Raw genomic sequence first — 14,025 nt, forward strand, 5'->3', positions numbered from 1 at the left:
GGCGTCGCCGCCAGGCGGCTATCCGGCAGAGGTCGACGGCGTCCCGTTCAGCCGTTTGTCGGCCTTCCGGCGCACCCTGGCGGCCTTGATCTCGCTGTCTTCCTCCTTCATGAGCTGCTTGGTCTCATCGAGGTCGCCGATCACGGGCCGCCACCACCAGGCGGCCGGGTTCGAGTCGATCAGCATGGCCCGCACGAGCAACGAGAGCGGAATCGCCAGGATCGCACCGATCGGGCCGATCAGCAGCGCCCAGAACAGCACCGAGAAGAAGGTGATCGACTGGCTGAGGGACACGGCGCCACCCACGACGCGGGGCTGGATGACGGACTGGATGATTCCGTTGATCACCCCGTAGACGATGACAACGGCGATGACCATCGGCCAGCCCCCGGTGAGCAGGCCGAAGATCAGCGGAGGGATGATCGCGATGAAATAGCCGATGTTGGGGATGAAGCTGCAGAGGAACGAGAGCATGCCCCAGAGCGCAGCGCCCGGAATCCCGAGGATGGCCAGCGCTGCCCAATTGACGAGGCCCTGGGCCGCGCCGAGCACGGTCGTGACGACCATGTATCGGCGCACGCCGCTCGCATAGGTGTTCATCGACTTGACCACGAGCGGCTTGCTCGCTCCGAGTTGCTTGAACAGCGTCGGGATGAAGGCGGCATCCATGGCCATCAGAATCAGCATCGTCAGCACAATGACAACGGAGGTGGTGAGTCCGGCGACGCTTCCCAGGATGTCCGTGAAGAAGCTCACCAGCCGCGTCGGGTCGAAGCCGCTGATGAAGTCGTTGATCTGTTCCGGTCCGAAGCCCAGCGTGCTGAGCGAGGAAGCGAGGGAGGTGACGAAGGCGGTCAACTGCGGACCGTATTGCGGCAGCAGGGCGGCGAACTGCCCCAGGGCGAGGAAGAAGGCCCAGCCGAAGCCGCCGAGCAGCACGACGACCGCGGTGATCACGGAGCCCGTCGCGATCCCGCGCGGAACCCCACGCTGTTCGAGGGTCGTGCGCAGTGGGTGCACACAGATGGTGAGCACGAGCGCGAAGAACACGGGAGCGAAGATCGACCGCATACCGGCGATGCCGAAGGCCGCGACGGCCGCGCCACCGAGCGCCACCATCAGGAAGGCGTTGCGGTGCGGCGGTTCTGCCAACTCGGCCTCGCGCTCAGGCGCATAGGATTCGACGACCTTCGGCGTCTTCTTACGCGTCCACCACATGATGTCCCCCAAAGCCTCGGCGTCTGACGACGCACTCACTGCCCAGCACTCAGTACCCAGCACACACTATCGAGCGGGGCGGCGGAGTTGACGGAGGCGGTGGGGGTGGCGGATTACGAGCGCAGGCTCCACGGCTTGCGCCGCACGAGCACGTGACCGCGGCTCGTCGACAACCGTGTCCACGGCCCCGTCTCAAAGATCTGCACCGGCTCATCCGCGGAGAGGAAGCCGAGAGTGAATGCGGCGAACGCGGCTCCGGCCGGAACGTGCTCCAGCGATTCGATCGGGCGCCCCCACACCTCGGTGCGCACGCGCTGCACGATCTGTTCTCCGACGCCGGAGGGGACCGCGGCGGCGACCTCGTCGATACCGGCTCTGGCGACGCCCTCGAGCGCGGCGGCATCCGCCGGCTCCTGACGGACCCAGCCTCCCTTGGGCGGCGAGATCCCCGCCCAGGTTACCGTGCTCACCTGGTGCGGCAGTGAGAGCGTGACCGGGCCCGTGTCTGCGCCCCCCTGTGCCGCCGCGACGGCCTCGGCACGCGCCAGTCGCTCCAGCAGGGAACGCGCCGGCACGACGGCGTCGAAGCCGGAGCTCTCGGCCAGGGCGAAGGTGCGCAGCCCCAGAACCGTCGGGCTCTCGTCGAGGATCCCGCGCGGGTAGAAGATCGCGGTGTAAGCGGCGAGGACACCCCCGGCGGCGATCAGCCGGACCGATCCGTCTTCGACGCGCCCGGCACGGGACAGATACGTTTGCATGTCGCCGACGGCATAGCGGTCAACGAGCGAAAAGGAGTCAGACATCTCCTGTCTAAACTACATAACAGACGCGAGGTATTCCTCCCGCACCGACCCCCACTCCGGGCGCATCACGATGGAGGACGCATGATCGGACCAATCGAAGGTCTTCTCAGCACTCTCGACCTCACCGACACCGGTGCACGCACGAGCGAAGACATCTTCACCGGTCCCTCGCAATGGATGCCGCTCGGCCGCGTTTTCGGCGGTCAGGTGCTCGCGCAGTCCGTCACCGCCGCGATGCGCACGGTGCCCGATGAGCGAATCGTGCACTCGATGCACGGCTACTTCCTGCGGCCCGGCGATGTGAACCTCCCGATCACCTTCTCGGTCGATCGCATCCACGACGGACGCTCATTCTCGACCAGGCGCACGCAGGCCTACCAGGACGGCGTGCCGATCCTGTCGATGATCGCCTCCTTCCAGGACGGCGACTCCGGCCTCAGCCACCAGATCGAGATGCCGGATGACATGCCGGAACCCGAAAGCCTGCCGACGACCGCCGAGGTGCTCGCCCACGTCGACCACGACGCGGCACGCTACTGGTCGGCCGAGCGCGCATTCGACATGCGCCACGTGCCCTCCTCGATCTATCTCACCGTCGACGGGGAGCGCACGGCGCACCAGGCCGTGTGGATGAAGGCCGTCGGTCCGCTGCCGGACGACCCCAATCTGCACCGCGCAGCGCTGGCATACGCCAGCGACTACTCGATTCTCGAGCCCGTGATGCGCGCGCACGGCGTCGCCTGGGCCAAGCCCGGCCTGAAGATCGCCAGCCTCGACCACGCGATGTGGTGGCACCGTTTCGGACGGGTCGACGAGTGGATGCTCTACGTACAGGACTCGCCGAGTGCCGCAGGCGGTCGCGGCCTGTCCCGAGGCAGCATCTTCTCGCGCAGTGGCGTGTTGCTGGCCTCCGTGGCTCAAGAGGGCATGATCCGGGTGCCGGAGAGCGCCTAGCGGGTCACTCAAGTCTGGGGCTAGTCTCGTCCTCACGTGATCCATCACTCAGCGAAGAGGGTGCGCATGAACGAGGCGAATGACATCAGCAGGCGCACACTCGTGCGGCTCGGCGGCGCGGGAGTTGCCGCCGCAACGATCGCCCTCGCCGGATGCTCTCCGGCCGACGGCGGTTCTGGCGGGTCGGGAGCCGAGTCCGGCTCCGACCCCGGATCACCGACGCCGAGCGGCACGGCTCCACCGAGCGGCACGGAGATCGCGAAGCTCAGCGCCGTCGCGGTTGGCGAGAGCATCGGCGTCGTCGTGGGCGGAGCGAGCCTGCTCATCGCGCAGCCGACCGCCGGCGACGTTGTGGCGTTCAGCGCCATCTGCTCACATCAGCAGTGCATTGTCGCCCCGGCCCAGACCGAGTTCCACTGCCCCTGCCACGGTTCCCGTTATGACGCGGCGACGGGCGATGTGCTCGAGGGACCTGCCATCAATCCCTTGACGCCGGTGCCCGTCAGCGTCGACGGTGACTCGATCGTGACGAGCTGAACGGCCGCATCGTGGATGCCGCGTTCTTCGACTACGTGGTCAATGGGCTGCCGCTGCACGTGCTCATCGTGCACGTCGTCGTGGTGCTCGTACCCGTCGTCGCCGTCACCGTGCTCCTCGCCGCGTGCTGGCCGGCAGCACGGCGCTGGCTCGGGATCATCCCACCACTCGGGGCGCTCGCACTGCTCGGGCTCGTGCCGCTCACGACCGCCGCCGGGGAGTGGCTGCAGCTGCGCGTCGGTGAGGCCCCGCTGATTCAGACCCACGCCGCGCTCGGCCTGACCCTGTACCCCTGGGTGATCGCGCTGGCCGTCGTGGCGGTGGCGCAGTGGGTGTGGTTCCGGCTGTTGGCACCGCGCACGGCGCCGACGGCGCGGGTGCTCCGCCGCGCGGTCGCTGCGGTATTCATCGTGGCGGCGCTCATCGTCGCGGCCGGGTCGATTGTGACGGTCGTGCAGATCGGCGAATCGGGGGCGCGCGCCGTCTGGGACGGCTCGTTCAGCGATGAGCCGCTGCGCGACTGAGAATCGGATGCAGCGCCGAGCAGTGGATCAGCGGCGTTTGCTGAACTCCACGGGCTGATCGAGGTACGGGGTCCACGCGGCGCGCTCGGCGGCATTGATGCGGCGTGGACGCTCAGTCACGGCATCCACGAGCACGATCGTCGTCGCCGCTCGGGTGAAGAGCGTCGCATCGACGGAGCCGGCCGGTGACCAGACCTCGTAGCAGACCTCAAGGCTCGCCCCACCGATGTGGCCGATCCAGAGCTGTATGTCGAGCGGCTGGCGGAGGTACGGGATGGCAACGAGGTACTCGATCTCCTGCCTGGCGATCAGGGTGAGCGTCGAGGCTCCCGGCCGGCCGTCGAGCACGGCGGTGCTGGCCCCGACCGCGCTGGCGTGCCCGTCGTCGTTCGACCAGAACGCCTCGATGCGGGCCTCCTCCAGGAGGCGCAGCATCTCGGCGTTGTTGACGTGCCCGTAGGCGTCGAGGTCCGACCAGCGCAGCCGCGTCGGAACGTGCAGTCTCATCGGAACCTCGACGTCTGGCGGGTCAGTCGCGCGTCAGCTTGCGGTACGTGGAACGGTGCGGCTTGGCGGCATCCGCGCCGAGGCGCTCGATCTTGTTCGCCTCGTAGGACTCGAAGTTGCCCTCGAACCAGTACCAGTTCGACGGGTCTTCCTCGCTGCCCTCGTAGGCCAGGATGTGCGTGGCGGTGCGGTCGAGGAACCACCGGTCGTGGGTGATGACCACGGCGCAGCCCGGGAACTCGAGCAGTGCGTTCTCGAGGCTGCCGAGGGTTTCGACATCGAGGTCGTTTGTCGGCTCATCGAGCAGGAGAAGGTTGCCGCCCTGCTTGAGGGTGAGGGCGAGGTTCAGGCGGTTGCGCTCACCACCGGAGAGCACCCCGGCCTTCTTCTGCTGGTCAGGGCCCTTGAAGCCGAACTGCGAGACGTAGGCGCGCGAGGGGATCTCGGTCTTGCCGACGACGATGTAGTCGAGCCCGTCGGAGACGACCTCCCACAGGTTCTTGTTCGGGTCGATGCCGCCACGGCTCTGGTCGACGTAGGAGATGTCGACCGTCTCGCCGATCTTCAGGTCTCCGCTGTCCAGCGGCTCCAGTCCGACGATCGTCTTGAACAGCGTGGTCTTGCCGACGCCGTTCGGGCCGATGATTCCGACGATGCCGTTGCGCGGCAGTGTGAAGGTGAGGTTGTCGATGAGGATCCGCTCGCCGAAGCCCTTCTTCAGGTTCTTGGCGTCGATGACCTGCGAGCCGAGGCGCGGGCCGACGGGGATCACGATCTCCTCGAAGTCGAGCTTCCTGGTGCGCTCGGCCTCGTTCATCATCTCTTCGTAGCGAGCGAGACGGGCCTTCGACTTGGTCTGGCGGCCCTTGGCGTTCGAGCGCACCCAGTCGAGCTCCTCGGCGAGGCGCTTGGAGAGCTTGGCGTCCTTCTTGCCCTGCACCTCCAGGCGAGCCTGCTTCTTCTCGAGGTAGGTCGAGTAGTTTCCCTCGTAGGGGTAGAGGCGGCCGCGGTCGACCTCGGCGATCCACTCGGCGACGTGGTCGAGGAAGTACCGGTCGTGGGTGACGGCGAGGACGGCACCGTGGTACTGGCTGAGGTGCTGCTCGAGCCAGAGGACACTCTCGGCGTCGAGGTGGTTGGTCGGCTCGTCGAGCAGCAACAGGTCCGGCTTCTGCAGCAACAGCTTGCAGAGCGCGACACGGCGCTTCTCACCACCGGAGAGGTGGGTGACGAGCTCATCGGCCGGCGGGCAGCGCAGCGCGTCCATGGCCTGCTCCAGCTGGGAGTCGAGGTCCCAGGCGTCGGCGTGGTCGATCTCTTCCTGCAGCACGCCCATCTCGGCGAGCAGGCTGTCGAAGTCGGCATCCGGCTCCGCCATCGCGAGGGAGATCTCATTGAAGCGGTCGAGCTTGGCCTTGATCGGGCCGACGCCCTCCTGCACGTTCTCGAGAACCGTCTTGGTCTCATCGAGAACGGGCTCCTGCATCAGGATGCCGACGGTGAAGCCGGGCGTGAGCTTGGCCTCTCCGTTGCTCGGCGTGTCCAGGCCGGCCATGATCTTGAGAATCGTGGACTTTCCGGCACCGTTGGGGCCGACGACGCCGATCTTGGCGCCGGGAAGGAACGACATTGTGACGTCGTCGAGAATGAGCTTGTCGCCCACCGCCTTGCGGGCGCGAACCATGGAGTAGATGTATTCAGCCATATTGCTACCAGTCTATCGGCCGGGTGGTGCCGATGAGGCAGCTTCCCGTTGCGAGGAGGGGGGTGACGATGCTGTGGTAGCCGCCGCTGGCCGGTCCGAACTGGCCGATCAGGCATTCACCGTTGAACCGCACGGACCACTGCACAGAGTCCGCGGCGAGATCGACCGAGGTGCGGTCGAAGCCGACCTCCATGTCCGCCTTGGCGAAACCAGCGGCCACGAGCGCGTTGATGAAGGCCTCGCCGCCGGCATCGGGCGTGGCAACCACCACCGACTGGGCGATGGAGTCGAAGAAGGGCAGGTTGTCTGCCGCCGTGCCGTCCGGCTTCAAGGCGGCCGGCTCGACCGGCGCCGGTGTTTCCGTGGGCGCGGTCGTCACCGTCGGCAGCTCCGTCGGCTGGGGTGCTGGGGAGGTGCACGCCGTGAGTGCGAGCATCGCCGCCGTCGCGGCGAGCGCGAGCATCAGCCGCGGCATCCGACGGGCGTCTGCATGGCTGTGAATCGACATCTGACGAGTCTATGGGGGCGCCCAACTAGAACGGTGTCGGCTCGAGTGCGGCGGGCTGCCCCGGTGTCGCCCAGTGCTCGTGAGGCACCGCGTCGCCGGTGTCTGCTGGCGACGGTTCGCCCGACCCAGCGGCGACGGGCTGCGCGGCTTCGAGCGGTGCGCTGCGCGTCGCCCGCGTGTAGCTGGCCGTGCCCCATTGCAGGTCGAGGCCGATCACATCGGCCTCGAGGTCGACGGAGGTGCCCTGGCGCTCCCCCGTGTCCCATGCCCGCAGGTGCAGGCGCCCGGTCACAATCACCGGGTCGCCCTTGTGCAACGTCTGGATCGCATTCGCGGCGAGGCCCCTGAACGCAGTGACCGTGTACCAGTTGGTGCTGCCGTCGACCCAGCTGTTGCTGTTCTTGTCGAACTTGCGCTGGGTCGATGCCATCCGGAACTTGATGAGCGGTACGCCGCTCGGTGTCGTCTTCGCCTCCGGATCGGTGCCGATCACACCCAGCACCGTGATGATGTCGTTGGAATCACGCATGGCTTCGTCCTCTCGTCGCTGCTGTGCCCGTGGGGCTCGCGTCTCTGGCCGGCGCCCGTGCGCCGGTCCGTGGTCGCGGCACCGCGGCTCGTGCCCATCCGACGCTGCCGCGACCACGTGTACCGAGTGTGCGCCGCGGTACCGCATCCGCACCGGTCGACGCTTTGGCTGTGCAGTTCTCGCACCATCAACCCCGCTGTGCACAACAGGTGGCCGCGGTGTCACAGTACGAAGCCCGGCCGTTGCCGCCCCTAGAGTGGAGCAATGAGCTATGTTGCTGCCGCAGACCGCTATGACACGATGACGTACAACCGCACGGGACGGAGCGGGTTGAAGCTGCCCGCGATCTCGCTCGGGCTCTGGCACAACTTCGGCCACGAACGCCCCATGGACACGCAGCGCGCCGTGCTCCGCCGGGCATTCGACCTCGGCGTCACGCATTTCGACCTCGCCAACAACTACGGCCCGCCCGCCGGCTCCGCCGAGACGAACTTCGGACGTATCTTCGCCGAGGACTTCCGCGGCTACCGCGACGAGATGATCATCTCCAGCAAGGCCGGATACGACATGTGGCCGGGACCGTACGGCGAATGGGGATCCCGCAAGTACATGCTGTCGTCGCTAGATGCGAGCCTCGGCCGGCTCGGCCTCGACTACGTCGACATCTTCTACTCGCACCGGCCAGACCCGAACACGCCCATTGAAGAGACCATGGGCGCTCTCGTGACTGCCGTGCAGCAGGGCAAGGCACTCTACGTCGGCCTCTCCAACTACAGCCCGGAACAGACCCGTGCAGCGGCCGCCGTGCTGGCTGAGCACAAGGTCCCGCTGCTGATCCACCAGCCGAGCTACTCGCTGTTCAACCGCCACGTCGAGGCCGGGCTCCTTCCGGTTCTCGACGAGCTCGGTGCCGGCTGCATCGTGTTCTCGCCGCTCGCACAGGGGCTGGCCACCAACCGCTACCTCGGCGGCGACATCCCTGCCGGTTCGCGCGCGGCCACCAGCCGATTCCTGAACCCGGAGCAGATCAGCCCCGTTTACCTCGAGCGCGCCCGCGCGCTCGACGCGATCGCCGCCGACCGCGGGCAGTCGCTCGCCCAGCTCGCCCTCAGCTGGGTGCTGCGCCAGTCGACCGTCACGAGCGCGCTCATCGGTGCGAGCAGCGTCACCCAGCTCGAGCAGAACGTCGCTGCACTGGAGGCCCCGCCGCTCACCGACGAGGAGATCGCCGCAATCGAACCGTTCGCGGTGGACGGCACCGGCCTGCGTTGATCAGTTGGGATACGTTTACGCGCTGATCGCGGCGATCCTCTTCGGAGCAAACGGATCTCTCGCAAAGGTCGTGCTGGAGGCCGGGATCACCCCGGCCCAGCTCACCTTCGTGCGCGTACTCACCGTGGCGCTGATCGCGGGCGTCTGGCTGCTCGCCACCGATCGGGCCGCGTTCCGCATCGGATGGCGGCAGCTCGGCATCATGGCCGTGCTCGGTGTCGTCGGCATCGCCCTTCTGCAATGGAGCTATGCGGTCGCGCTGACGATGCTGCCGGTCGGCCTGACACTGCTGCTGGAGTATCTCGCAGTGGTTGCGGTCGCCGTGATCGCCAGGGTCGTCTTCAGGGAGCAGGTGAAGCCCAGGCTGTGGCTCGCCATCGCACTGGTGCTCGTCGGGCTCGCCCTGGTCGCCCAGATCGGTCGCGGCGACGTGTCGCTCATCGGGGTGCTCTTCGCCCTCGGCGCCGCGGCGAGCCTCACCGTGTACTTCATCGTCGGCGAACGGCAGGTCAGCGCCAGCTCGCCGCTCGTCGTCGCGTTCTGGGCGATGGGCTTCGCCGCACTGTTCTGGGCGCTGTTCAGCGGCTGGTGGCAGCTTGACCCCGCCCTGCTCCAATCGCAGGTTTCGCTGGGCGGCGCCTTGGATGCCGTCGTGCTCCCCGTGTGGATCCCGCTCGCCGTCACCGCGATCGCGGGAACATTCGCGCCCTTCCTGTTCTCATTCCTCGCGCTCAAGCACCTCACGGCAACGGCCGCCGGCATCACGTCATCCGCCGAGGTGCTCTTCGCGTTCGCCGTGGCCTGGCTCTGGCTCGGCGAGGCGCTCGATCTCGCCCAGCTGCTCGGCGTCGCCATCGTGACGGCAGGTATCGTGCTGGCCCAGACAGCGAGGGTCAGCAAGATCACCGATCCGGAGCCGGCCGCCATCGCGCTGCTGCCCGCCGACCGTGCCGCCGATTAGTCGTGTCGGTGGTCTCTTCTACGGTGACAGAGAAGTCCCCGACGAAGGAGCACCATGGCGTACGGAAGCACCCTCATCCGCTCACGGGCCACCCCGCTGGGGATCACCGCGCCCGGCCTGAGCTTTCTCCCCGTCCGCGACGGGTTGTGGCGGGTCACGACCGTCACCGGAGCGATTCTCGGCCACATCGAACGGGGCGAGTCGGGTGCGGAACGCGGCCAGCGCTTCACCGCGCGTGCGCTGCTCTCCGACGGGGTGCACTACAGCGAGCTCGGTGAGTTCGGCGATGCACAGACCGCGGCCGAGTGCTTTCGCTGATTCAGGGAGTGCGTCACGGCTCCGGCCGCGCGAGTTGCGACGCGAGTTGAGGCGCGCCGGGCACAGGCACAGGCACCGCCCTGCTCCGCGGGTAGAGTGCGCCTCATGCAGTGGTTGAACGATTTCTCAGACTGGTTCTTTTCTTCGAGTGCGCAGCCGGTGGTCTTCGCCGCCGCGGTCATTGCAATCGCCATGATCGTCTCCGGCCTGCTTGCCGCGTGGATCGCCCGCGGCGCCACCAATCGCCTGATCGCGCAGCGTGACGCCGAGATCAAGGCCGCCGCGATCATCGCGCTCGTCGACGCGTCAACGGAGGCGTCGGTGTGGAACTCGCTCACGCCGCAGGAACAGGTTCTCTCGGACCGCGCCGTCGGCCAGGCCGACATCCAGATCCGCATGCTCCCGATCCGCGGGTCCGCTGTCGCCGCCGATTGGGCCGCGCACCAGCTGCACGAGCTGAAGCGCGCATCCGCGACGTTCGGCTATCAGCTCGACCCGGCCGTCGCCGAGTTCCGCGACCGACTGGTCGAGTGGCAGAACAAGCCGGGGCGCACCCGCAAGGTGTTCGCCAGCGACCTCGAGCGTTGGAAGCTCGCCTCGAGCGAGAACGAGCGCACCCTGCTCGCCGAACAGGATGCGTGGGTCGCCCAGCAGCACCAGGCGCAGTACACGACTCCGCTGCTGCCGCAGGCGGTGGCAGCGCCCACCGCGCCCGTTGACACGCAGAAGCTCCTGGACGATGTGGACGCGCTCCGCCAGCCGAGCGCCGCGCCTGCTTCCAGCGAGTCCTAGGGCCCGATCCTCAGCGCTTGATCCTCAGCGCCTGATCCTCAGCGCTTGATCCTCAGCGCCACCAGGCGTCGAACGGCCTGATCCTCAGCGCTTGATCTTCAGCGCCACCAGGCGTCGAACGGCGAGGCCGGGGTGCGGCGCTTGTGCTCGGTTGAGCGGTAGCGGCTCTCGATGGCTGCGGCGACGGCATCCGGCACATCCTTGCCCTCGAGGTAGTCGTCGATGTCGGTGTAGCTGAGCCCCAGATTCGCTTCATCGGTCTGACCGGGGTTCTCATCGAGGAGGTCGGCCGTCGGCGGCTTGAGGTAGAGCCGCTCCGCCGCACCCAGGTGCTGGAGCATCGCACGACCCTGCCGCTTGGTGAGACCGCCGAGCGGCAGGAGATCGGTGCCGCCGTCGCCGTACTTCGTGAAGAATCCGGTCACGGCCTCCGCGGCGTGGTCGGTGCCGACCACCAGATAGCCGAACTGACCGGCGATCGCGTACTGGGCGATCATGCGGGCGCGTGCCTTGACGTTGCCCTTGTTGAAGTCGGTGACGGCCTCACCCGTCGCGTTCAGGAACTCGTCGGCGATGCCGTCGACCCCGGCCGCGATGTTGAACGTCACGGTCTGTGACGGCCGGATGAAATCGAGGGCGAGCTGCGCATCGTCTTCGTCGCGCTGCACGGCGTATGGCAGGCGCACGGCGACGAACACTGGCGCGGCGCCGCCCTCAGCCGCGCGCACCGCGGCGATCTCATCAACGGCCAGCTGGCACAGTCGACCGGCCAGGGTGGAATCCTGACCGCCGCTGATGCCGAGCACTAGACCCTTCGCCCCGGTGCGTCCGAGGTAGTCGATGAGGAAGTCGACGCGCCGTCGAATCTCGACGGCGGGGTCGATCGTCGGGGTCACGTTGAGGTCGGCCATGATCTGGGACTGAAGCGTGCGCATGAGTCGAATCTATCGCGCGGATGCCGCCGCTACCGCCTCACGGGCCGAGCCTTCGCTATCATCACGAACAGAACGTGCCCGCACAGCGGCGCAGGCAAGGAGCCCCGTGGATAGCAGCCCGATCACCTCACTCGTGGTCATCGCCGCGATCGCCGCCGCCGCCCCGCTGCTCGGGCGCGCCGTCGGACGTGTCGTCAAGATCCCACTCGTCGTCTTCGAGATCATCCTCGGCATCCTCCTCGGGCCATCGTTGCTCGGTTGGGTGCAGCCGAACGAGTTCACCGAGATGCTGGCGGATTTCGGCCTCGCCATGCTGTTCTTCCTCGCCGGCAACGAGATCGACTTCGCCAGGATCAAGGGTCGACCGATGCAGCGCGCCAGCCTGGGCTGGCTGGTGTCGCTGGCACTCGGCGTCGGTGCCGGCATCCTCTTCTCCCCCACCGTGGGCGCCGGCGTGTTCATCGGCGTCGCTCTCACGTCCACGGCGCTCGGCACGATCATGCCGGTGCTGCGCGATGCCGGAGAGCTGCGCACGCCGTTCGGCGTCTCGGCGACGGCCGTCGGCGCGGTCGGCGAATTCGGCCCGCTGCTGGCGATCTCCCTCTTCCTCTCCGGCACGACGCCGCTGCACGCGACTCTCGTGCTCATCGGCTTCGCGGTCATCACCGGCGGCGCCATCTGGTTGGCGGCGAATGGCGCGGGCAAGAGGCTGCACACGCTGATCACCTCGACGATTCACACGAGCGGGCAATTCGCGGTGCGCCTGGTGATCCTGGTTCTCGTATCGCTGGTCGGGCTGAGCGTCGCACTCGGCATCGACATGCTGCTCGGTGCCTTCGCCGCCGGTGTGCTGTACCGGGTGCTTCTCGCCGGGGCGCCTGAGCCCGACGCGGTTCTCGTCGAGGCCAAGATCGAGGCGATCGGCTTCGGCTTCCTCGTGCCGATCTTCTTCATCAACACCGGCGTCACCTTCGACCTCGACGGCCTCGTCAGCGACCCGCAGGCGATGCTTCTGCTCCCGCTGTTCGTGGTCGCGCTCCTCGTGGTCCGCGGACTGCCGAGCACGCTCGCTGCGCCCCCGGGGGCAGCCCTCGCCGATCGCGGCGCGCTGCTGCTGTTCGGAGCGACGGGGCTGCCGATCATCGTCGCCGTCACGGCCATCGGTGTCGACCAGGGCGTTCTCGACACGGGTACCGCTGCGGCCCTCGTTGCCGCGGGCATGTTCTCCGTGCTGCTGTTCCCGCTGCTCGGCCTTGCGCTGCACAAGCGCTCACCGCAGTACGCGGTCCGCCCGCCGGACCAGGACGTCACCGTCGACGAGGCCTAGGGCTCCACATCGATCAGCTCGTGGCCGGCCGCCTCGAGCACACCGCCGCCCGCCGTGACCGCGGCGATGAGCTCGTGCAGCTCCGAGCGCTCGGGGCCGCTCAGCGTGATGACGGCACGGCTGCCGTATGCCGTGCCGAGAATATTCACGCCACGGTGCCGCAACTCCGCCTCGATACGCCCGGCGTCGGCGTGGGGAAGCGCCAGCGTGTAGAGATCGCGCCGCTCGCGCGCGACGACCCGGCCGCGGGCGTGCGCCTCGTCAATGGTGGCGAGGACGGAGTCCGAATACGCCCGCACGAGGCCGCCTGCGCCCAGCAGAACGCCTCCGAAGTAGCGACTGACCACCGCGACGCTGTCGATGAATTCACGACCAGACAGGGCCTCGAGCATGGGTCGGCCAGCGGTTCCCGACGGCTCGCCGTCGTCGTTGGAGCGCCGGAGCTGGTCGGGGGCGGATGCCGCGCCGATCACGAAGGCGGAGCAGTGGTGCCGCGCGCTCCACTCCTCACGCCTCGCGGCGTCGACGACGGATCGTGCCTCTGCCTCGCCATCGACCCGCACGAGACGGCAGAGGAATCGAGACCGTTTGATCTCGATCTCGGTGTCGATGCGGGCACCGACACCGCCACGCAGAGTGAGGTCCGGCATCCGCTGGCTAGCCCCAGCCGAGCTCGTGGAGCTGGGCGTCGTCCATGCCGTAGAAGTGACCGATCTCATGGACCAGCGTCACATGGATCTGATCGCGCAGCTCATCGACGTCGTCGCAGTGCGCGAGGTGCGGGTCACGGTAGATCGTGATCAGGTCGGGCAGCTCCCCGAAGCCGTACTGCTCTCGGTGCGTCAGGGCGATGCCGTGGTACAGGCCGAACAGCGAGAGCGACCCGTCTTCCGGGCGATCCTCCACCGAGAACTGGACGTTCTCGAGGCCGTCCATCATCTCGTCGGGCAGAGCGTCGAGCTCATCGGCGACGAGGGCTTCGAAGTCCTCTTCGCTCATCTCGATCGGCATGCCGCGCCTCTTGAATCTATTGGGGTGAGTAACGGGGCTTGAACCCGCGACCTCCTGGACCACAACCAGGCGCTCTACCAGCTGAGCTATACCCACCATGCACCTGCTTCTCGCGAACTCGAAG

General features: G+C 67.6%; 17 protein-coding genes and 1 tRNA gene. 8 read left to right on the forward strand and 10 right to left on the reverse strand.

Annotated elements, in window-relative coordinates; translation table 11 throughout:
• Positions 1 to 18 precede the first annotated feature (18 nt).
• Positions 19 to 1,218 carry an AI-2E family transporter gene (locus ASC66_RS17475; RefSeq protein ID WP_082492488.1) on the reverse strand — a complete coding sequence of 400 codons (1,200 nt, stop codon included), beginning with the start codon at positions 1,216 to 1,218 and terminating at the stop codon, positions 19 to 21.
• Positions 1,219 to 1,331: 113 nt separating this feature from the next.
• On the reverse strand, positions 1,332 to 2,021 hold the full coding sequence (locus ASC66_RS17480; protein WP_055842781.1) for a DUF8185 domain-containing protein: 690 nt from the start codon (positions 2,019 to 2,021) through the stop codon (positions 1,332 to 1,334).
• 81 nt (positions 2,022 to 2,102) lie between these two features.
• Between ASC66_RS17480 and ASC66_RS17485 the strand changes: the two genes are divergently transcribed.
• From ASC66_RS17485 to ASC66_RS17495, 3 genes are all read left to right on the forward strand, one after another.
• Positions 2,103 to 2,975, forward strand: coding sequence for an acyl-CoA thioesterase (locus ASC66_RS17485; RefSeq protein WP_055842785.1), 873 nt, complete (start codon positions 2,103 to 2,105; stop codon positions 2,973 to 2,975).
• A gap of 66 nt (positions 2,976 to 3,041) precedes the next feature.
• Positions 3,042 to 3,512 carry a Rieske (2Fe-2S) protein gene (locus ASC66_RS17490; RefSeq protein ID WP_055842788.1) on the forward strand — a complete coding sequence of 157 codons (471 nt, stop codon included), beginning with the start codon at positions 3,042 to 3,044 and terminating at the stop codon, positions 3,510 to 3,512.
• Between the two features lie 11 nt (positions 3,513 to 3,523).
• Complete coding sequence (locus ASC66_RS17495; RefSeq protein WP_235497007.1) at positions 3,524 to 4,036, forward strand: hypothetical protein; 513 nt, start codon at positions 3,524 to 3,526, stop codon at positions 4,034 to 4,036.
• Positions 4,037 to 4,063: 27 nt separating this feature from the next.
• Here the strand turns inward: ASC66_RS17495 and ASC66_RS17500 are convergent, their stop codons facing one another.
• Genes ASC66_RS17500 through ssb form a run of 4 tightly spaced genes read right to left on the reverse strand, consistent with a single transcriptional unit; the run spans position 4,064 to position 7,285 of the window.
• Positions 4,064 to 4,543, reverse strand: coding sequence for an acyl-CoA thioesterase (locus ASC66_RS17500; RefSeq protein ID WP_055842791.1), 480 nt, complete (start codon positions 4,541 to 4,543; stop codon positions 4,064 to 4,066).
• 22 nt (positions 4,544 to 4,565) lie between these two features.
• Positions 4,566 to 6,248, reverse strand: a complete 1,683-nt coding sequence (gene ettA / locus ASC66_RS17505; RefSeq protein ID WP_055842794.1) for an energy-dependent translational throttle protein EttA — start codon at positions 6,246 to 6,248, stop codon at positions 4,566 to 4,568.
• A gap of 4 nt (positions 6,249 to 6,252) precedes the next feature.
• The gene (locus ASC66_RS17510) at positions 6,253 to 6,756 is read right to left on the reverse strand and encodes a DUF6993 domain-containing protein (protein ID WP_235497008.1); all 504 of its coding nucleotides are present in this window, start codon (positions 6,754 to 6,756) and stop codon (positions 6,253 to 6,255) included.
• Positions 6,757 to 6,781: 25 nt separating this feature from the next.
• Positions 6,782 to 7,285, reverse strand: coding sequence for a single-stranded DNA-binding protein (ssb, locus tag ASC66_RS17515; protein WP_055842799.1), 504 nt, complete (start codon positions 7,283 to 7,285; stop codon positions 6,782 to 6,784).
• Between the two features lie 264 nt (positions 7,286 to 7,549).
• Here ssb and mgrA point away from each other — a divergent pair, with 264 nt between their 5' ends.
• From mgrA to ASC66_RS17535, 4 genes are all read left to right on the forward strand, one after another.
• Entirely contained in the window at positions 7,550 to 8,557 is a 1,008-nt protein-coding gene (gene mgrA, locus ASC66_RS17520) for an L-glyceraldehyde 3-phosphate reductase (protein WP_055842802.1), read from the forward strand.
• A 4-nt stretch (positions 8,558 to 8,561) separates the two neighbouring features.
• Complete coding sequence (locus ASC66_RS17525) at positions 8,562 to 9,518, forward strand: EamA family transporter (RefSeq protein WP_055842806.1); 957 nt, start codon at positions 8,562 to 8,564, stop codon at positions 9,516 to 9,518.
• Positions 9,519 to 9,572: 54 nt separating this feature from the next.
• Entirely contained in the window at positions 9,573 to 9,836 is a 264-nt protein-coding gene (locus ASC66_RS17530) for a hypothetical protein (RefSeq protein WP_055842809.1), read from the forward strand.
• Between the two features lie 105 nt (positions 9,837 to 9,941).
• The gene (locus tag ASC66_RS17535) at positions 9,942 to 10,628 is read left to right on the forward strand and encodes a hypothetical protein (protein WP_055842811.1); all 687 of its coding nucleotides are present in this window, start codon (positions 9,942 to 9,944) and stop codon (positions 10,626 to 10,628) included.
• A gap of 98 nt (positions 10,629 to 10,726) precedes the next feature.
• Here the strand turns inward: ASC66_RS17535 and nadE are convergent, their stop codons facing one another.
• On the reverse strand, positions 10,727 to 11,563 hold the full coding sequence (gene nadE / locus ASC66_RS17540; RefSeq protein ID WP_055842814.1) for an NAD(+) synthase: 837 nt from the start codon (positions 11,561 to 11,563) through the stop codon (positions 10,727 to 10,729).
• A gap of 106 nt (positions 11,564 to 11,669) precedes the next feature.
• Between nadE and ASC66_RS17545 the strand changes: the two genes are divergently transcribed.
• The gene (locus ASC66_RS17545) at positions 11,670 to 12,890 is read left to right on the forward strand and encodes a cation:proton antiporter (protein WP_235497009.1); all 1,221 of its coding nucleotides are present in this window, start codon (positions 11,670 to 11,672) and stop codon (positions 12,888 to 12,890) included.
• Here the strand turns inward: ASC66_RS17545 and ASC66_RS17550 are convergent.
• The 3 genes from ASC66_RS17550 to ASC66_RS17560 form a co-directional block, all read right to left on the reverse strand.
• Complete coding sequence (locus tag ASC66_RS17550) at positions 12,887 to 13,540, reverse strand: IMPACT family protein (RefSeq protein WP_055842817.1); 654 nt, start codon at positions 13,538 to 13,540, stop codon at positions 12,887 to 12,889. The two genes, ASC66_RS17545 and ASC66_RS17550, sit on opposite strands and share 4 nt — an antisense overlap.
• 7 nt (positions 13,541 to 13,547) lie before the next feature.
• Positions 13,548 to 13,901 (reverse strand): metallopeptidase family protein, encoded by a 354-nt coding sequence (locus ASC66_RS17555; protein WP_055842820.1) that lies wholly within the window; start codon positions 13,899 to 13,901, stop codon positions 13,548 to 13,550.
• A 20-nt stretch (positions 13,902 to 13,921) separates the two neighbouring features.
• A tRNA-His gene (locus tag ASC66_RS17560) sits at positions 13,922 to 13,997 on the reverse strand.
• Positions 13,998 to 14,025 lie beyond the last annotated feature (28 nt).

The organism is Leifsonia sp. Root4, from assembly GCF_001425085.1.
Lineage (GTDB): Bacteria > Actinomycetota > Actinomycetes > Actinomycetales > Microbacteriaceae > Microterricola.